The organism is Paenibacillus sp. FSL K6-1230 (genome assembly GCF_038002385.1).
GTDB classification, from domain to species: Bacteria; Bacillota; Bacilli; order Paenibacillales; family Paenibacillaceae; genus Paenibacillus; species Paenibacillus massiliensis.
In genome coordinates this window covers 248,914-267,708 of sequence record NZ_JBBOCK010000001.1, presented here as the reverse complement: position 1 = coordinate 267,708, position 18,795 = coordinate 248,914, and the positions used below count along the sequence as shown (strand labels likewise).

The window sequence follows — 18,795 nt, the reverse complement described above, 5'->3', positions numbered from 1 at the left end:
ACGAGTCTGGGTCCAAGCTGATCATCATGTACCAATCGCCAGGTCCAGGCTCAATCATCCGCTGCAAATCGCTCAAATCGCCCGAATCGTCATATTCATCTCCCAAGTCTCAACCATCGGCTGCCCTGATCTTGCCGGATCAGCAGGCCCGCTTACTCCACTCCTTGTTATGGCAGTAACGTAGAAGGTAAAGGGATGCCCGTCGTGGTCCAGATGCGCTACCGGGGTAACCTCCACCTTGGATTGCTCTCCATCATAAGTGAGCTCCACCTCTACCTTGCTTCCTGTCCAGCATATACTGCTAGCAGTCACTTCAGGACGATGACAGCTAATGAATCGCTCTTCTACCTCCAGCGGTGCCGCAGAATCTGTATAGGTGAATACATCCCGGATCGTCAGTGAGGCCATTGCAGGGGGATGTTGCGTCCCAAACGCTGTATGTGAGGTGTATTTTTCCAACTTGGTCAGGGCATCATCATTTCCGTTCGCTCCCGTAAGCACATCTCCCGAATCGGCACGATCTCCACGCCTCGTGTCAGGCTCTGCACATTGCCAATCCAGAGAGCGGTTGTACGACTGCAGCCCCTCTACCTCGTATGCTCCCGTCAGATCCAGTGCGATAGAGCTACTGTCAGGTGCATACTGCACATTCAGAACGATGCTGGCTGCCTGCCTGCCCGAGTGCTGGACCTGTCCGTTGATGATGGGCACAGAATGATAACGGGACGATATATTCACAATCTCATCACGCTGGTCTGAGAAGTACGCCTTCGTGTACACCCCTGCTCCAAGGTCGCACAGGATATTCTCTCCTCCAGCATGCACGGTCACATGGCCCAGATCGTTATGATTGTGCGGCTCGTCGTTGTGTCCCCCTTTGACGGCCAGACCTGCAGTCAATTTCTCGCCTTGCGAATTCTCCAAGATACCTCTCGTAATAAGCCAGGCCAGCTCCGGCAAGTAATGGCTCTCTGTAGCCTGTGCCCGTCCCAGAGCCTCTTCCTTCGTCCACAGCAGGTTACGTGAGACGTGACACCATCTGTAGCAAGGGTCCTCGCCAAAAGCCGGAACCGTGAGCGGGAGCGAATAACGATGCTGTATCCGTACAGATAGTCTGGAGAGCAACCCTGAAGGAAGAGGCTCGATCTCGCCACTATCCGAGAAGTTCGCGGATATACCGTCAGCAAAGTGAATACGCTCAGGGAACAAGGCAATCTCAGCAATCTTTGGTTGCCTTAATAGATCCAGCCTGCCATCGGTATATTCATATAACAGGTCACCGAAGTACACATAATAGCCGAACCCGTATACCCAATACCCCAGCCCTTCAGCACATCCGCCATCATGACCGTATCCGCTTACAAAGCAGGCCATTGATCCACACACTCTGTTCAATATCCGCTCTAGCCTGTCTCGATCCTGCACGAGCAGCAATGCGGCAATGCCCGCAGCTCCTGCGCAGACTGCCGCCCAGTTATGCGTCGCCTGCTCCCAGTGAAACGGAACAGGACCCTCGTAGGCTGGACGCAGCACCCTCCGATCCACCTCATAGCGAATTCTTCGAACAAGCTCAGGACTTAGCTTATCCCCCAGCCAGACCGCAATCTCTGCCAACGCCTGTGCTGTCTCTGCAGCCATCAGATCCACCGTCGTGCTGACACTGCTGATATCTTGGGTGGATGATATATGTGCTGGAAGGCTCCAGGTGAATTCCTCACAGATGTCCCATAGCATATCCTCCAGCGGTGCGATCAGCTCTTCACTATTCTCCAACAAGCTGCTCAATGCCAGACTCGCTAGACGGCGTCTCCGTTCGAAATAAGCCTCCTGATAGTTCGTCCGGTCACCTGTCTCGGCGAATAGCCGATACAGGGAGTAGGTCAGGCGAGGTGGCACGCTGTGGGCATCCTGATGAGCCATTTCCCTGACTTCGTTCGTTAATGCTTGCAATACATCCGCTCTGCCTATCATCTCCCAGCGCTCTCTGTCCTTCATGACAGGAAACGAAGCGGGAGGTCCATCCTGCAGGGCCTGACGTATCTCGGCAGACGTGAACATGCTTTCTTCCTCCTTAATCTTGAGGTTATGCCCCCATTATACTCGGCTTGTTCTTGCAGCAGATGGAACATATTTTTCTTTTCACAAAGCTTTTTGACTTATCTATAGAAGCTATCGCGTTCATTGCCATAAAAGCTACCGATGTACACCATCTTCTGAGCATAATTAGACCTTGATTTCTTGGCTCAAATGGGTCTACATCAAGCATTCTTCTATTCCTGCGGCGCACAGACGCGCACAATAATTCCAAAACTGAAAAATATATTTCATGTATGGACACCCCTCCCTGCCTACAATGTGGAGTATAGAGCAAGCGCTGAGCTGTCCCTGGCACAACATATTGGGACCAGGCACAGACGCTGCAGCGCAGATGCGTAATGAACTCATTTGCTAAATTCTATAGAGAGAGGGATGACTATGAAAGGGAATCGCAACACGGCCGTGGCAGAAACACAACAGACCGGATGGCGCAAGACAAAGGTCCGTTCAGCTGGTCAAAACGGCAAAGAAACACTCATGGGATATCTATTTGTCGGTCCGATGCTGGCTGGCTTATTCGTATTCACACTCATTCCGATTCTGGCTACAATCGTTCTGAGCTTGACGGACTGGAACTTCGTCGCTGGATTGGACAGGATCAAATTCGTGGGTCTGGACAACTTTATTAAATTAGCGAAGGACCCGTTGTTCATTCAATCCTTAGTTAATAACCTGCTGCTCCTGATCGTCATTCCGGTCACGATGATTGTCTCGCTGGTGCTGGCCGTCGTGCTGAACAAGCAGGTATTCCTGAAAGGGATGTTCAAGGTCATCTTCTTCATGCCTTACATCTCCAGCGTAGTAGCTGTAGCTATCGTGTATCAAGTGTTGTTCCACCCTTCCTATGGACCAGTGAACCAGTTCCTGATGTCCCTTGGAATGAGCAGCCCACCGAAATGGCTCGCTGATCCGAACTTTGCCTTGATCTCGGTCATGATGATTAACGTCTGGACTAGTATCGGATTCTACATGATCCTCTATCTGGCAGGACTGCAGAACATTCCGAAGGACCTGTATGAGTCCGCTGATATTGATGGAGCCAATGCTTTCCACAAATTCAGATTCATTACGGTTCCTATGCTGTCACCAACATCATTCTTCCTGCTGGTAACCGGTGTCATCTCTACATTCCGGATCTTCGATCTGATCAAGGTCCTCACCGAGGGCGGACCAGCCGGCTCCACCTCTGTAATGGTGTATTATCTCTACGACACGGCATTCGTGAATCTGAAGACCGGATATGCTTCATCCATGGGGATTGTCCTGCTGCTCATGGTACTGGCGATTACGGGTATTCAATGGGTCGCACAGAAGAAATGGGTCAATTACTAATGAGGCTCCAAGGGAGGGAACATATCTATGCTACAATCGATTAAAGGGCAGGCCGGCAAGCTGATCATGACCGTGATTATGCTGATTATCGGAATCATATTCCTGATGCCATTCATCTGGATGCTGTCCACATCCTTCAAGATCGAAGCAGATGTCTTCAAATATCCAATCGAATGGATTCCGACGACCTGGAACGCCATTCAGAACTATTCACAGGTATGGGCCGGGGATTATCCCTTCGCTCTGTACTATTGGAATACCATTAAGGTAACCTTGCTCACGACGGCCATCTCGGTGATCGTGTCCAGTATGGCGGCTTATGGATTCTCCAAGATCCAGTTCCGCGGGCGGGAATTCCTCTTCCTGATCGTCCTGTCCACCTACATGATCCCGGCACAGGCGATTCTCGTACCACAGTTCATCCTGTACCGCTGGCTCGGCTTGTTCGACAGCCATCTGGGACTCATCATGCTGGGTAGCTTCAGTGTTATGGGGACATTCATGCTGCGTCAGTTCTTCCTGGGGATTAATCAGGAGTTCATCGAAGCAGCCAAGATTGACGGTGCGGGCCATATTCGGATTTTCGCTCAGATTGCGTTCCCGCTCGTACGTCCATCCATTGCAACATATGCAATCCTGCGTTTCATCTGGACGTGGAACGACTATCAGAATCCGCTGATCTTCCTGCGCTCCGACCATCTGTACACGCTGCAGCTCGGTATTAATAAATTCGCCGATGCGTATGGGCAATATTACTCCCTGATTATGGCCGGGGCCGTATCCGCCATCATTCCACTGCTCATTATGTTCATCATCGGACAGAAGCAGGTTATTGAAGGCATCGCACTTGGCGGCGTAAAGGGATGACAACTTTAACAACAAATAAAGTTACATGAAGTCAAAATATTTTGCTTTTCAAAAAGATAGTTGCATGTCGCATGTCAGTGCAAATGATAGGATGATCAATGTAAGCGTTTCATCCATTATAAAGAAAGCATACACACAGGGAGGTTATATCCATGAAAAAACGGCGCTCTGTCTCCATCAGCCTTTGCGCGGTGCTGCTTCTCTCTCTATTACTGACTGCCTGCGGAGGCTCTGCGAATGAGCAAAGCTCCTCTGGTTCCGGTTCCGGTGAGGGTGGCAATGAACAAGTCACAATCAAGTTTTTCCACTGGTACGATGACAAAATCGAGGGCTTCGACAAGCTTATTGCTGAATTCGAGAAGCAACATCCGAATATTAAAGTAGAATCCGTCGTAGGTGTTCTGAATGACGCCAACGAGACGATGAAAAAGATTGACCTTGCGATCGCCTCTGGCGAAGAGCTGGACGTTATGATTATGAATAACCCAACTGCTTATGCTCAGCGTGCTGCGATTGACGTATTGGAGCCGCTCGATGAGTATCTGGAGAAGGACGGCCAGACATTCAACGATGAATATCAAGTGGACACGGCCATTGATGGCAAGCACTATGCCTTCCCTGGTAAAGTCAATCAATACTTCGTCATGCTGAACAAAGACCAATTGGATGCAGCAGGCCTGCCTGTACCGACCGAATGGACTTGGGATGAGTATCTCGACTATGCTCAGAAGCTGACCAAGGGTGAAGGCCCTTCCAAGCAATACGGTACCTATTTCCACACATGGGTAGACTACTCCATGCTGCCACTGATGGGTCAACTGGAGAACAACAACGTAATCAAGTCTGACGGTACACCGAATGTAGACAACGACCTGTTCCGCCAAGGGCTCGCGATTCGTGATCGTGCTGCCAAGGAAGGCTCCGCTGTACCCTATGAGGATACTATTAGCCAGAAGCTGCACTATCGGAATGTATTCATGAACGGTCAAGCTAGCATGCTGATGATCGGTTCTTGGATGATTACAGAAGCAGCCGGTAACGGACCGATCAAGCAGAACTTCAAGACAGCCTTCGCTCCTTATCCGACAGCTAAAGCTGGCGATCCGATTGCAAGTAAGGCAGATGGTGATTTTGTAACTGTATATGCTAAATCCAAGCACAAGCAAGAAGCCTACACCTTCGCAAAATGGTTCACTACAGAAGGTATGGAGCTGCAAGGTAAATACCTGAACGGCTGGGCTAAATCGGACTCCCAGGCTCTAATTGACAAGATGACCTCTGGTCCTGATGCAGAGAAGCTGATCGACAAGGAATCCCTGCTGCACGTGCTTGATGCCACAAAGCTTGCTAAGATGTACATCTCCGTACCTTATCAAGAAGAGCTGGATAAAGCCCTGATGAACGAAATGGAGAAAATGCTGCTGGGTGCTCAGGATCTGGATACGGCCGTCACCAATGCGCAGACCAACATTAAGAACCTGATTAGCGCGAATCAATAGCGCACTACATCTTCATAGATTCATCCCACGGATTAGGACCCGCTTATGCGGTGTCCTAATTCCTTGCATTTAGCCAATATTCCATTCTGACCTCTCAAGTACAGTGCCGTGAACGCAGGATTGCCTACAGACTTGATGCCGAAGTGCTCTGCATCGTAATTCACACGCGGAATATCAGCCTTCTATGACCCCTTACAAAAAATTTGGGGTGCATGCCTTTTGGAAGCGCTTTATAATAAAAACTAGGAAATGATGCCGAACTACCTGAAGAGGATGAACAATATGCTTCGATATATTCGCAACTCCAAGCTGAGACACCAGATTATTTTGACCTCCTTAATATGCCTGATTATTCCCTTTGGGTTTGTCGTCTATATCAGCGGTATGTTCACCAACAATCTGATCAAGGAGCAGGCTGTGACGAATGCCTCTGAATCGCTCAAGCTCGTCAAGCTGCAGCTTCAGAACACCATACAGGGTCTGTTCAGCATTGCCAATCATCTGGAGTTCGACAGCAGCATCACCCCTTTTTTGAAGAGCGGCAATTACAAGGATACCTTCTATCGCGGCACCTATAATGTTACCGAACGGATCAACTCGCTGACGCATGACAAGGATGGGGTATTCGTGACCGTGCTCACGCCAGATCAACGCTTCTATACCAATTACCTGCTCATGAACCAGTTCACTCCTCTCCAATTCATGGAGGAGCCGTGGTTCGAGACGATGGACCAGTTGCCTGCCTATCAGAACAAGTGGTTGGGTATTCAGCCCAACTATGTAGAGAATCAACAGGAGCGTAATCCTCAGGTCATTACCTTCGTGCGCACGCTCCGTACATCGGGCACACGACCCTACGCGTACCTCGTCGTCAGCATTTCGGAGAAACGGATCTCTGAGCTCTTCGAAGCCTACAAGGAGCAGACGATTCTACTCGTAGATGACCACGGTCGAATTCTGGCCGGACAAGAGGGTGTGGGTGAGACCTTCCCTCATCTTAATGCTATGAATGAGCACAGTGCCAAGGAATCACCTGTGATCTCCATTGATGGTGTCTCCTATCTGTATGCCATGGAGAAAATGCCCTATGAGAACTGGTCGATCGTCAGTCTTATTCCTTATGATGACGCGGTGTCCAAAGCGAACCGGATTTACTGGATTAATTTCCTGTGGCAGGTTGGGTTCATGGTCCTGTTCGTCACGATTCTGATTTATCTGCTGCGCCAGTTCACCAAGCCGCTTGTCGCGTTAAGTCGGGTTGCTGCCAGTATCGAAGCGGATCGCCTTTCCGTGCGCTCGGGTATTCGTGGGGAGAATGAGGTAGGCATGCTGGCCAAATCCTTTGATAAAATGCTGGACCGGGTAGAAGGAATGGTAGAGGAAATCACGACAGAGCAAGAGAACAAGCGCAAGGCTGAACTATCCATGCTGCAAGCCCAGATTCACCCGCATTTTTTGTTCAATATTCTCAATTCAATCCGTATGAAAATATGGCTGAGAGGCGATCGGGAGAGCGCCGATCTGCTTAGCTCCCTGTCCAGGCTACTGCGCATGACGATCCAACGCCAGGACCGTATGGTACGACTCGATGAAGAGATCAGCATCAGTGTGGAATACATGGTGCTCATGCAGGTAACGCTGCGTGAACCATTCCACTACGAGACGGAGCTCGCTCCTGAGACGCTGGACGTCATGATGCCACGCTTTGTACTCCAGCCCATTATTGAGAATGCGCTCATCCATGGATTGGAGAAGGGTAGCGGCACAATCTGCATTACATCGGAAATACAAGAAGACCTCCTCATCGTCACTGTCTCAGACGACGGTCAGGGCATTCCTCCTGATCAGCTGGAGGAGCTGAACCGGAATCTCAGGCTGGATACCAACACGCTCTCCGCGCAGCGTCAGGGCATGTCAGGGATCGGCATGAACAATGTGTACCACCGTCTGCAGCTTATCTATGGCAAGGACAGTGATATGAGAATTGATAGCTCACCGGGGGAAGGGACATGCGTCCAACTCTACATTCCCTGGAAAGGATGGGATACGTATGATGAAAGCACTGCTGGCTGATGATCATTACCCTGTGTTGGAATTCCTGCAGCACTCGATTCCGTGGAAGGAGCTTGGTATTGAGATCATTGGCCTTTGCCACAATGGCAGCGAAGCTCTGGAATGCTGCGAGCAGACGCTGCCAGACATTCTCGTTACGGATATCGGCATGCCCAAGGTAGATGGATTGGCGCTCATTCGTCAGCTGAAGGAACGGAATCCTAAGCTGCAGACGATCATCCTCTCCTGCCACGATGAATTCCAGTACGCACAGCAAGCCGTATCCATCGGGGTGACCGCCTATATACTTAAGGAATCCATGCAGCCTGAGGAGATTACGACACAACTGCGCAATATCGTGGACAAATTGCAAGGGGAACTGACCGAGCAGCAAAAGAAGCTGCAGATGCAACGGATCGTACACGAGACTCATTCCTTGTACAAAGCCGAATTCATGCGCAAATCCCTGCATAATCCCGTGATTAACGAGGCAGGATGGACGCGTGAGCTGCAGGAGCTGGGCGTTCATATCCATACGACACCTTACATGCCTGTGCTGTTATATCCTAACAACGCCCACTTGCTACAAAGACGGTTCCAGAATGGCACTCTCATGGGTTATGCTTTCGATAATGTCATTGAAGAGCTGATCGACCGCGCAGGGATCGGCGTGAGCTTCCAGTTCAGCCAGCAGGAGACGCTGCTGCTATTTCCTTTCCCGAAGACTATCAAGCAGAACCAGTACGAGGTCGTACGTGGGCATCTAACCTCACTGTTGAGTGCATTTCAGCGGCTGCATATTCGGATGTCAGCTGCCATGTCCGAGCCCTTCTCTTCCCCGGCGGAGCTGCGTAAGGGGATGCAGGAGCTACTAGTTACAGACAATCAACGTTTCTATGCAGCAGAGGGAAGCATCTACAAGCGTACCAATTTTGCAACCTCGAGCGAGGATATCTTTAGTAGCTACCAGCAGGCGCTGGATGATATCAAACAGGTCATTGCTGTACAGGATCGCGATCGCTGCAGCGGTATCGTTCGGGAATGGACACAGTACATTCGGGACGGACGTTTTCACGTCGATGCCGTGCGAGCCTTCCTGCTCAAGCTGTTGATGGATATCGAGGTCAAGTACAGCTCTCTTCTGCATTTCCACGGTCATTCCGCTGAGACGCTGCACAAGAAGCTCCTCCAGTTCAATACACTGGAGGAGCTGCAGGAATTCATTGACGGATATGTACGCGACAAGATTACACTGGCAGAGTCCATTGCCCAGCAATCCAAGCGTCCCGTCATCCATGAAGCTCAGAAGTACGTCTCGGCACGGCTGCATGAGAAAATTAGCATGGAGGACGTTGCGAGACATCTCGGCATGAACCCGAGCCATTTTAGCAGAATCTATAAGAGTGAGACGGGCGAAACCTTTATTGAATATGTGACACGCATCAAGATGGAGCAGGCCAAGGAAGCCTTCGAGCAATCGGACATTACGACACAGCAGGTGGCTCAGTCACTGGGCTATGACAATACCAGCTACTTCATCAAGCTGTTCCGCACACATACGGGGTATTCCCCCAAGGAATACCGATTTGGTCGCTAGCTAGACTATGCTCTTATTGGCCAGGCTCCGGTGAACTCAGGCTCGCTATAAGCGAAGAAATCAGCCAGAATCTCCTCCCGATCATCCAGGAAGAGCTGATCCGTCACGGCGCCGACCAGCTTGGGGATCGCAAAGCGCATGCCTGACAACGCCGAGGCCGACAAGCCACAGCTGATCAGCGCCGAATAGTTGAAGCTGAACAGACCATGTAGCCTGTCTTCCCCTTCCGGGGTTCGGCTGATGAAGGCAAAGCCCGGACTCAGATATGGGTGCAGATCCAATAGCGGGTTCGCTACCTCCTCTGGAGCCGTGTATCGGTCACCCCAGCGTGTAATAACTGGCTCCACACTTCTCAGCTCTGGGCGCAGTGCCGGGTCCGTCAGAAGTCCTGTGCTGATGATCAGATAATCAAATGTATCCACTCCCTTAGGCGTGGTAATGCGCACCCCAGCGTCGGTCTGTTCCACAGCCTCCCAAGGCGCACCAAGATGCAGGTGGAAGCCCGGCCAGGAGGATGCACGTTCGAAGGTATCATTCGTCGGGGGCTGATTATGCCTGAAGAAGTGTGACATTACTGCATACTTGTCGGCATCCCCAAGTACAGCGTAACGCTCGATCATCCCGGACAGCTCCATCTGGCGGATAGGATTGATCCGTGGCAGCTCCCCGCGGCGTACGAACACATGAGCCTCAGCCACACCCTCACCAAGCGCATAGTTGGCATTGTCGAACGCAGAGGCCCCGCCACCAAGGACAGCAATTTTCTTTCCCCGCAACGTATTGAAATCTATAGGCTGTGAGGTGTGGGCATACAGCTCAGAAGACAGCTGCTCCTTGATCATAGACGGGATGTGCCACTCTCCTCCGCCTTGTATGCCATTAGCCAGAATAACCTTGCGAGCCAGCAGCGTCTCGGCGGGAGCACCAGCACCGTCTACATGTAGACGATGAAGCCCACGTCCGATCGGTTCAATCCAGGTCAACCTGACCTCATTGCGTACAGGTAGCTGAAGCACCTGACGATACCAACGCAGATAGCTCATCCAGTGCTGGCGCGGAATTTTGTCCAGCTCCTCCCAGCCCTGAGTGCCCGTCTGAGCCTCCCACCATGCGCGGAAGGTCAGAGAAGGAATCCCGAGGTCGATCGAGGTGATATGCTTCGGTGTACGAAGCGTCATCATGCGGGCATAGGTCTCCCACGGTCCCTCCTGCCCCTCTGGATTGTCATCAATGACCAGAATATTCGCCACACGCTCTCGCAGCAGTCCAAAAGCGATGCCCAATCCGCTCTGACCGCCACCTACTACAATAACATCGTAGACGTGACCTTCCGGATGGCGATGCTCACGTACCCAATTTGCCCCAGGGTAGGCCAGGTATCCAAGGTCTGTCCGCACACGCTCATTTAACGCCTCCACACTCATTTACTCCACCCCCATCAGTAGCTTCATGTTCTAACCCGGCATTCAATGTCAGATAACATGTCATAATTATTACGTTTTTTATAAATCATGTTATATTCTCTACTATGGATTAGCAATCTGCTGGAAGCTGAATTGTATGTTGTACCAAAATAGAGTAGCGAAATTATTCATTATCCCTACCCACACAATAATACGGTTCACATTTATTACATTATTATCGCACTACCTCATATCCCACGAATTCTTTACGCTATTACTTCATAGCCCACCACTTCTTTACCTCTTTACTTCTTTACGCTTTTACTTTTTGACTCATTACCTTATACGCTATTACTTCATGACCTCTCTAAATGATCTCTCTAAACATCTGCTTGATGACCGGTCCACACCTCAGAGCTTGAAAGGTCGGGTCATGCACAAACCCTGTATTTCCTTCTGGCTAAGCTGCCTGGCATAGGCGGGATTTCCCTTTGTATGGATGCACTTGACCCTCGCTGCTCCCTTCCCTGCTGGTCTCGCCACCTGCATCCGAAAGGCTCGCATGAACCAACTCACCGGATAGGCAATGGACAGCTTACCATCGTCTGTGCCCGCATAATTCACAGCTGCCGCATAGTGATCTCGGCAGGTCAGCCAGACTGAACCCGAGTCTCCCGGCAGAGAGACAGCACACTTCCCCGCGATAATGGTCTGATCCCGGAAGGTAATGATGCCGAGTCCCTCCCCATAGCTGACCTGTACATCGGTATGGACAGAGTCGACCCTTCCAGACACCCTTCCCGTAGTGCGCCCTACCTTCACAAGGCGATCTCCGACTCGGTAAGATGTTACATAGCCCGGCAAGGTACCTACCGTCGCATACCTCGGGTCCAGGAGCTTGCTGCAAAAGGGCTTCGACAATGCGGCATCCATATAATTCTTACCGCGACGCTTCAATCTGATGATACGGTACAGCCTTCCAATCTGGTCTCTTCTGCTCCGCCCACCATCTGCGCCTCCAGGCTGGATTGTTGCCACGAAGCGACGTGAATTCACAGGATCGGTTAGTACATGATTATTGCTGAGCAAATACCGATGCTCCTTGTCCGCTACAGGCACAACGATCAGTCCTGCGGTCCCGGAGCCATCAACCGTCCCCACGCTATAGCCTGCTGGAACTGGACGTATTCGGCTGCGATAGCAGGCATGCGCATTCAGTCTCGCGGCCTGAACCACCCGCACAGCATGACCTGACTTCTCCTGCTTCAATACCGCCGGCCCGAGGCTCATCCCGAGTGAAGAGTAAGATACTCCTTTATGTGTATAAATAATGACAGCCGCTCCCTTGCTTGGCCGCGTGGGATCTGCATATCCGACCCCCACGGCCTGCACCAGGACATTCTTCAATAATCTCGGGGCTAATCTTGTCTTCAACGCGAGTGCCTCTGCAAATGTCGCCAATCAGCTCACCCATTCTTATATTTGGACTCAGCATTTGACTGCTTAGATTTGTAGTAGTTATTTGATTGCGGCTGACTCAGATTCCCATTCAGGCAAAATGCTCAAAACAGCATATTGGTCTAGCCAGAGAAATGCGTGGGCTCATGACTTGTTTTGCAGAACCTCGTACAGTCCGATACAATGAATGCAATAAGACAGGACGAAGGAGTAATGAGGATGGGAGATCAACAATTCAAAAGTGCGGTTGAACTAACGCTAAAGGTCATCGGTGGAAAATGGAAGCCCGTTATTTTGTGCCATCTGACAGATGGCACAAAGCGCTTTGGCGAGCTGCGCCGTGATATGCCGGGAATAACCCAGAAAATGCTGACCCAGCAGCTAAGGGAGCTGGAGGATGACGGAATCATTCATCGCAAGGTATACTCTCAGGTCCCGCCCAAAGTAGAATATTCATTAACCGAATATGGCTCAAGTGTACGCGATCTGCTGGATGTCATGGCCGTGTGGGGAAGCCGTCATCAGCAGCATCTGGAGCATGCTCAGCCCTGAAGTACGTATAGCTTGAAGCTTACAGCTTTGAGGCAAGTCAGCACAGCAGTCCTCCTGAATGGATGGCCTGCTTTTTTTGCGTTCACAGCATTGTGATATGAGACATGGTAGCCTCTGAAGGAGCACAAACTTACGGCTTCACGAGATATTCCAGCTCTCCATAGTTTCTTTTTGGTGACTACGTTACAAAATAGTGCGTACTTTCTTTATCACGGCTATGAACTTAAAATAATGTCCAAGCCGGTCAGGACTGCATTGGTCACTGGCAGAACGGTAAACCTATGTACAAATGATGAAGGAGTGGACAAATATGAAATTGCAATTGGCTCTGGATCTGGTAGATATCCCACAAGGCATCGCTTTGATTCGTGAGGTTGAATCCTATATTGACGTCGTTGAGATTGGTACACCAGTTATTATTAATGAAGGTCTGCACGCGGTGAAGGCTGTGAAGGAAGCATTCCCTGAAATGACTGTTCTCGCTGATCTGAAGGTCATGGACGCAGGTGGCTATGAGGTCATGAAGGCTTCTGAGGCAGGTGCTGGCATCGTTACCATTCTTGCTGCAGCTGAGGATGCGACGATTAAGGGTGCAGTTGAGGAAGCGCGTAAGCGTGGCGTAGAAATTCTGGTGGACATGATCGGTATTAAGAACCTGGAGCAACGTGCACGCGAAGTGGATGCACTCGGGGTCGACTATATCTGTGTTCATACCGGCTATGATTTGCAAGCTGAGGGTGAGAGCCCATTTGAAGGCCTGAAGACAGTGAAAAAGGCTGTTAGCCAAGCCAAAACTGCTGTAGCTGGCGGCATTAAAGAGCACACCCTGCAAGAGGTCATTGCAGCCAAGCCAGACCTCGTCATTGTTGGCGGTGGCATTACAGGTGTAGAGGACAAAGCAGCGGTAGCAAGCCGCATGCAGCAGCTGGTCCGCCAAGAGGCATAAGAGTATGCAGACACATGAGTATTTGGCACACATTATCTCCGAACTGGAGACCGCTCCCGGGCTCCTGAAGGATGGAGCAGCCGAGCCATTGGTAGAGGCCTTGCTGGGTGCCAAGCGAATCTTCTGTGCCGGGGCAGGTCGCTCCGGCTTCATGATGCGCTCGCTGGCCATGCGACTCATGCATGCGGGTCAGCAAGCCTATGTCGTCGGGGAGACAACGACACCAGGAATCGGAGCGGGTGATCTCCTCCTGATTGGCTCCGGGTCAGGCGAGACGGCAGGTCTGGCTGCTATGGCGAACAAGGCCAAGGCACTCGGTGCCTCGGTTGCGCTCCTGACGACCGCTCCCAATTCACGAATTGGCGAGATGGCGGATATAGCCATCCAGCTACCAGGAGCACCCAAGGATAATAACGACAGTAGCAGTGTAACCATCCAGCCTATGGGCTCACTTTTTGAGCAATCCCTGTTGCTATGCGGAGATGCACTTATCCTTCGAATTATGGAGCTCACCCATCAGACCGGACAAGGCATGTATGGCATGCATGCCAATCTGGAATAGGCAGAGCAAACTTTCCAGCTCCAAGACATAGAGCCCCACTCCCTATCACAGAAATATGGCTCAGGCAGATTACTTTGTCTCAAAGTATCCACCCTGTAGCTCATAGCTCACGTACTGGGGATGTGGGGCTCTTATCTTATCTTTTTCCTTCTTATCTTTTTCTGACTCAGATCCATTAACCACTTGCTCATTAACCCACTTTTGAGTTCTAAAGCACGCTTCTAAAGAGCTTACACCTGATAGGAGGTCAGATTATTGGCTACCTGCTGCAACGCTTCACTGCTCTTGTGCATCCGTTCGGTAATGTCGATAAAGGAAGATACCATCTTGGCTTGCTCCTTGGATGAGGTTACGACCTGTTCCAGCTCTTTCTCCATCTGACGGATCGACTCCTGTACGTCACGCAGCGCACCCTCAATATCGACAGTTGCTTTCTTGGATTCTACAGACAGCTTACGTACCTCTTGAGCGACGATACCGAAGCCTGCGCCCGCTTCTCCTACACGTGCTGCTTCAATCGCTGCATTCAGGCCAAGCAGGTTCGTCTGCTCAGAGATTTCCTTGATGAACTCGGCTACTTTGTTAATTTTGGCGGAATTCTGCACCGCCTGCTGCGTATTCTGCAGAATCTGCTCGCTAGTCGCCTGCAGCTCCTCGGAATGTGCGGCTACCTGCTGCACCATCTCAATCAGGTTCTCTGTGCTCTCACGGTTATTAGTAATGACCTTGTCCAGCTCATTCTGCATAGTGACGTTGTAGCTGACAGCGAAGGCAGCAACAACCTCATTATTATCGTCAAAGATCGGGATATTGATCATATCGAGCGGTACGCCGAACAGATCCGCAGGAAGATGCACCAATGTAGCTTCTCGTCCATTCTTGAGAGACGCAAAGTTCTCAAAGCCTGGAGCCATAGGATCGCCTACATTGAAACCCAGTCGAATACCCTCTGATTCAAAGTAACCTAAAACATGAGTCCGATCAAAAACGGTAATGGTCACTTCTTCACGCATCATAGTTTTAAAATAAGGAATAGACTTCAGTATAGCTTCAACAATTTCCACGGGGGATAACCTACCTTTCGCTCATTACCTAAATGATTATTGTCATCTCAATGAGTAATTTCATAATCTTTGCATAAAGATTGTATAAGATATATTGTCGGTAATTGTCGAAGAAAAATTTACATGCTTTGCAGAAAACATAGCAAAAAATTTTATCGTGCTCAATAATCTGATTTTATCTGCTTTTGTAGAGCCGTTCTCTCATGCTGTGGAGATGGCTGAAGATGGCTATAGATGGGTGCAGATGGGTGCAGATGGGTGCAGATGGGTGCAGATGGGTGCAGATGGTACTGTAGATGATATAGATAGGTGCCGCATGACACTTCATCCTGCTATGTATCGTTATAGCCAAAGAGCAACCTCTTCCCGAGGCTGCCCTTTGACGAATCATGTTGTTGGTTTGATACGATCTATCTGACAACCTCTATTCAACCTACAGGATTATCCCATAACCGTAAGGAGCTTATCCTTTTCTTTTACCGCAGTCGCCTCAACACCTACTACATCGAGGTAGTTGGAGGTATTTGCCACAATAATCGGTGTTACGGTCTCATACCCCTCTTGCTTGATCGCCTCCAGATCGAATTCCACCAGAAGGTCTCCCACTTGAACACGATCGCCATCTTTTACGTGCGCTGTGAAATGCTTACCCTTCAGTTGAACCGTATCCTGACCAATATGGATCAGCATTTCCACACCATCATCACTAACCAGACCAATCGCATGCTTGGTACGGTATACAGTTTGTACAACCCCGTTCACAGGGGAAACGACTCTTCCGCTCGTTGGACGAATCGCAATCCCCTTACCCATATGTTCACCAGCAAAGGTAATATCATCAATGGATTTCAGATCTACGACTTCACCTTCCATCGGGCTATAGATGTCATGACGTACATTCGGATTAGGCTCCAGCTCTTTGGATTCCTGTGCAGGAGCTGCAGTCGTCTCAGCCGAGTCCTTGAAGCCCACTACATAAGTCAGTACCAGACCCAGTACGAAGGCGATCCCTGCACCAATGATTCCATAGTACATATTAGAAGTAATACCTGTTGCTTGACTTACAAAGGATGGGATCTGGAAAATTCCAAGTCCACCGAGCATATAGTTCTTAACGCCCATCAGTCCAAGGAAGCCACCTGCGACAGCGCCTGCGATACAGCTCATAATAAACGGCTTTTTCAACGGCAGTGTCACACCATAAATGGCTGGCTCTGTAACACCGAAGAGACCCGAGATGAATGCAGGTACACTGAGTGTCTTCAGCTTGGAATTTCTAGTTCTAATCATTACAGCTACTACAGCACCGATTTGAGCAAAAGATGGCACAAATATCATGGCAAGCAACGGATCTTCTCCAAATTGAGAAATATTCAGGAGCATGACCGGGATGAGCCCCCAATGCAAACCAAATATTACGAGAATCTGCCACAATCCGCCTACCAGCAATCCTGTAATTGTCGGGCTGAGGTTATAAATGCCTACTGCGCCAGCACCGATCAATTGGCTGAGCCAAGTGGATATTGGGCCAATCACCATAAACGTAATTGGAACTACAATCAGTACACTAAAGAATGGAACCAGGAATGTTCTTACGACACCTGGAATGATGCGTCTCAGCACCCCTTCGACCTTCGTTGCGAAGTACGTCGCAATGATAATCGGTACAACCGTCGATGAATAATCCATCAGAATGACTGGAATGCCAAGGAACGTAACATGAATCGGTGATTCAATGATTGTGCCCTGGAACAGCGTGTACAGCGGATCTCCAGCTCTCAGCCCCGCCAGTGTCGGATAGACCATGGAGGCCCCGATCGCCATACCTAGGAATGGATTACCGCCGAATTTCTTAATCGCGGTGTAACCCAAGAAGATCGGGAAGAAGTAGAACAAGCAATCCCCTGCCGCATTTAACAGCTGATACGTCCCTGAGGTCTGTTCAATCCAGCCGAAGGAGCTGAACATGGCATTGAAGCCCTTAATCATCCCTGTTGCAGCCAGTAGACCCAGCAATGGCGTGAACACGCCAGAGATAATATCAATGAAACGGCTGAGCAGACTGCCCTTAGGGCCCTCTTCCTTCTCCGCCTCTACCTGACCCTCAGCACGAAGTCCACTTACCTTGATCAGCGCATTGTACACATCAGGTACCTCGTTACCGATAACGACCTGATATTGGCCACCACTTTGCATAACCGTAATGACACCTGGCAACGCCTTGAGCTCTTCTGTCTTGGCAATGCTCTCATCCTTCAGCTTGAAACGAAGCCGTGTCACACAGTGGAATACACTGTTTACGTTCTCCTTGCCCCCGACTCGGGACAGGACATCTTTCGCCAATTGATCGTATTTCATTGGAATGTCTCCCTCTTTTTTTGTTTGTAGTATTACCTTGAGCTTCAAAAAAAACCTGAGCCACTGGTCTGAAGCAACAGAATCGGAATATCCGAGTCTGACTCCATACCAGCAACCCAGGTTTTGCCTTCATAAGTTACAACCCTGTTCGCTAGTTACAAGCATTATTCTTCTGTGTTATAGGCCATTCTTTCGATATGAATGGTCAGATACATCATCTCTTCATCCGTTAGTTGATACGTGTAGTTATTCTCGATGAATTTTCTAATCTTCTGCGTGCATTTATAGGCCTCGGGGTATTTCTTCTGAATCATTTTGAACAATTCATCGTCGTTGTTGCTCTTGTAATGATTCCCCTTAACCAAGCGCTGGGCAAAGAACTTCAAATGTGTGACGAACCGGTAAAAATTCAGCGAGTTCTCATTCAAATCCGTCTTAAAATGATATTTGATGATCGTCAATATCTCCTGCATGACCTGTGTCATGCTGCGAATATTGGGCATCTCCTCATTCAAGGCTGCATTGACGAGGTGAAGTGCCAGGAATCCGGCCTCATCCTCTGGAAGAATAACGCCAAAGCGGTCACATATCATGTTCAGCGCCTCAAGCCCAATCTCGTACTCCTCCTTATACAGTTGCTTGGTCTCCCAGATCAGGGCATTCTTAATCGGCAGGTTATTCTTATACCGCTCAATCGCGAAATAAATGTGATCCGTGAGGTGCAGGTAGATGCTGTCATTCAGCTTCTTTCCTAGCTTAAGCTTGGCGTACGCGATGATATCTTCCGACACTTTCATGTATTCAATCGGTATACTGGAGATCAGCGTCTTGAAATGCTCCTGTATATCTTCGTTCTGTAAAGTAAATATCTTATCAATGTGCTCTTCAGAGACGACATCACCAGGGCGCTTCTGGAAGGCGATGCCGCGGCCAATCACGATCATTTCCTGGTTGTCCTTGAGGGCCACGATTGCATTATTGTTAAGCACTTTCTCGATCTTCACCTTA

General features: G+C 49.8%; 15 protein-coding genes. 9 read left to right on the top strand and 6 right to left on the bottom strand.

Going from position 1 to position 18,795, the window contains the following annotated elements:
* Positions 1–72 precede the first annotated feature (72 nt).
* Positions 73–2,058: a heparinase II/III family protein gene (locus tag MKX74_RS01225; protein WP_341177226.1), complete on the bottom strand. Its 1,986-nt coding sequence runs from the start codon at positions 2,056–2,058 to the stop codon at positions 73–75.
* Between the two features lie 417 nt (positions 2,059–2,475).
* Here MKX74_RS01225 and MKX74_RS01220 point away from each other — a divergent pair, with 417 nt between their 5' ends.
* The 5 genes from MKX74_RS01220 (at position 2,476) to MKX74_RS01200 (ending at position 9,444) form a co-directional block, all read left to right on the top strand.
* On the top strand, positions 2,476–3,429 hold the full coding sequence (locus MKX74_RS01220) for a carbohydrate ABC transporter permease (protein ID WP_341177225.1): 954 nt from the start codon (positions 2,476–2,478) through the stop codon (positions 3,427–3,429).
* A 27-nt stretch (positions 3,430–3,456) separates the two neighbouring features.
* A complete protein-coding gene (locus MKX74_RS01215; RefSeq protein WP_341177224.1) occupies positions 3,457–4,296 on the top strand; it encodes a carbohydrate ABC transporter permease in 840 nt (279 codons plus the stop codon).
* Between the two features lie 152 nt (positions 4,297–4,448).
* A complete protein-coding gene (locus MKX74_RS01210; RefSeq protein ID WP_341177223.1) occupies positions 4,449–5,795 on the top strand; it encodes an ABC transporter substrate-binding protein in 1,347 nt (448 codons plus the stop codon).
* Between the two features lie 273 nt (positions 5,796–6,068).
* Positions 6,069–7,868 (top strand): sensor histidine kinase, encoded by a 1,800-nt coding sequence (locus MKX74_RS01205; protein WP_341177222.1) that lies wholly within the window; start codon positions 6,069–6,071, stop codon positions 7,866–7,868.
* Positions 7,846–9,444 carry a helix-turn-helix domain-containing protein gene (locus MKX74_RS01200; RefSeq protein WP_341177221.1) on the top strand — a complete coding sequence of 533 codons (1,599 nt, stop codon included), beginning with the start codon at positions 7,846–7,848 and terminating at the stop codon, positions 9,442–9,444. Before MKX74_RS01205 ends, MKX74_RS01200 begins: the two co-directional genes overlap by 23 nt.
* Before the next feature lie 5 nt (positions 9,445–9,449).
* Here the strand turns inward: MKX74_RS01200 and MKX74_RS01195 are convergent, their stop codons facing one another.
* The gene (locus MKX74_RS01195; RefSeq protein WP_341177220.1) at positions 9,450–10,868 is read right to left on the bottom strand and encodes an NAD(P)/FAD-dependent oxidoreductase; all 1,419 of its coding nucleotides are present in this window, start codon (positions 10,866–10,868) and stop codon (positions 9,450–9,452) included.
* Positions 10,869–11,258: 390 nt separating this feature from the next.
* The gene (locus tag MKX74_RS01190) at positions 11,259–12,308 is read right to left on the bottom strand and encodes a hypothetical protein (RefSeq protein ID WP_341177219.1); all 1,050 of its coding nucleotides are present in this window, start codon (positions 12,306–12,308) and stop codon (positions 11,259–11,261) included.
* A gap of 216 nt (positions 12,309–12,524) precedes the next feature.
* Here MKX74_RS01190 and MKX74_RS01185 point away from each other — a divergent pair, with 216 nt between their 5' ends.
* From MKX74_RS01185 to hxlB, 3 genes are all read left to right on the top strand, one after another.
* The gene (locus MKX74_RS01185) at positions 12,525–12,857 is read left to right on the top strand and encodes a winged helix-turn-helix transcriptional regulator (RefSeq protein ID WP_018887012.1); all 333 of its coding nucleotides are present in this window, start codon (positions 12,525–12,527) and stop codon (positions 12,855–12,857) included.
* Positions 12,858–13,167: 310 nt separating this feature from the next.
* The gene (hxlA, locus tag MKX74_RS01180; protein WP_018887013.1) at positions 13,168–13,803 is read left to right on the top strand and encodes a 3-hexulose-6-phosphate synthase; all 636 of its coding nucleotides are present in this window, start codon (positions 13,168–13,170) and stop codon (positions 13,801–13,803) included.
* Positions 13,804–13,807: 4 nt separating this feature from the next.
* Positions 13,808–14,365 carry a 6-phospho-3-hexuloisomerase gene (gene hxlB / locus MKX74_RS01175; RefSeq protein ID WP_341177218.1) on the top strand — a complete coding sequence of 186 codons (558 nt, stop codon included), beginning with the start codon at positions 13,808–13,810 and terminating at the stop codon, positions 14,363–14,365.
* A gap of 230 nt (positions 14,366–14,595) precedes the next feature.
* On the opposite strand, the gene MKX74_RS01170 is transcribed toward hxlB, so the two are convergent.
* A complete protein-coding gene (locus MKX74_RS01170; protein ID WP_445667246.1) occupies positions 14,596–15,381 on the bottom strand; it encodes a methyl-accepting chemotaxis protein in 786 nt (261 codons plus the stop codon).
* Positions 15,382–15,523: 142 nt separating this feature from the next.
* Between MKX74_RS01170 and MKX74_RS01165 the strand changes: the two genes are divergently transcribed.
* Complete coding sequence (locus tag MKX74_RS01165; RefSeq protein ID WP_341177216.1) at positions 15,524–15,847, top strand: hypothetical protein; 324 nt, start codon at positions 15,524–15,526, stop codon at positions 15,845–15,847.
* A 23-nt stretch (positions 15,848–15,870) separates the two neighbouring features.
* Here MKX74_RS01165 and MKX74_RS01160 read toward each other — a convergent pair whose 3' ends face one another.
* Together MKX74_RS01160 and licT are read right to left on the bottom strand one after the other, a co-directional pair.
* Entirely contained in the window at positions 15,871–17,787 is a 1,917-nt protein-coding gene (locus MKX74_RS01160) for a beta-glucoside-specific PTS transporter subunit IIABC (RefSeq protein WP_018887016.1), read from the bottom strand.
* Between the two features lie 164 nt (positions 17,788–17,951).
* Positions 17,952–18,791, bottom strand: a complete 840-nt coding sequence (gene licT, locus MKX74_RS01155; protein ID WP_028592842.1) for a BglG family transcription antiterminator LicT — start codon at positions 18,789–18,791, stop codon at positions 17,952–17,954.
* Positions 18,792–18,795 lie beyond the last annotated feature (4 nt).

Excerpts from the sequence above, each read along its gene's own strand:
- MKX74_RS01205 (WP_341177222.1), top strand. The coding sequence starts at position 6,069 with ATGAACAATATGCTTCGATATATTCGCAACTCCAAGCTGAGACACCAG.
- hxlB (WP_341177218.1), top strand. The coding sequence starts at position 13,808 with ATGCAGACACATGAGTATTTGGCACACATTATCTCCGAACTGGAGACC.
- MKX74_RS01215 (WP_341177224.1), top strand. The coding sequence starts at position 3,457 with ATGCTACAATCGATTAAAGGGCAGGCCGGCAAGCTGATCATGACCGTG.
- MKX74_RS01160 (WP_018887016.1), bottom strand. The coding sequence starts at position 17,787 with ATGAAATACGATCAATTGGCGAAAGATGTCCTGTCCCGAGTCGGGGGC.
- hxlA (WP_018887013.1), top strand. The coding sequence starts at position 13,168 with ATGAAATTGCAATTGGCTCTGGATCTGGTAGATATCCCACAAGGCATC.
- MKX74_RS01225 (WP_341177226.1), bottom strand. The coding sequence starts at position 2,058 with ATGTTCACGTCTGCCGAGATACGTCAGGCCCTGCAGGATGGACCTCCC.
- MKX74_RS01195 (WP_341177220.1), bottom strand. The coding sequence starts at position 10,868 with ATGAGTGTGGAGGCGTTAAATGAGCGTGTGCGGACAGACCTTGGATAC.
- MKX74_RS01200 (WP_341177221.1), top strand. The coding sequence starts at position 7,846 with ATGATGAAAGCACTGCTGGCTGATGATCATTACCCTGTGTTGGAATTC.
- MKX74_RS01185 (WP_018887012.1), top strand. The coding sequence starts at position 12,525 with ATGGGAGATCAACAATTCAAAAGTGCGGTTGAACTAACGCTAAAGGTC.
- MKX74_RS01170 (WP_445667246.1), bottom strand. The coding sequence starts at position 15,381 with ATGATGCGTGAAGAAGTGACCATTACCGTTTTTGATCGGACTCATGTT.
- MKX74_RS01210 (WP_341177223.1), top strand. The coding sequence starts at position 4,449 with ATGAAAAAACGGCGCTCTGTCTCCATCAGCCTTTGCGCGGTGCTGCTT.
- MKX74_RS01220 (WP_341177225.1), top strand. The coding sequence starts at position 2,476 with ATGAAAGGGAATCGCAACACGGCCGTGGCAGAAACACAACAGACCGGA.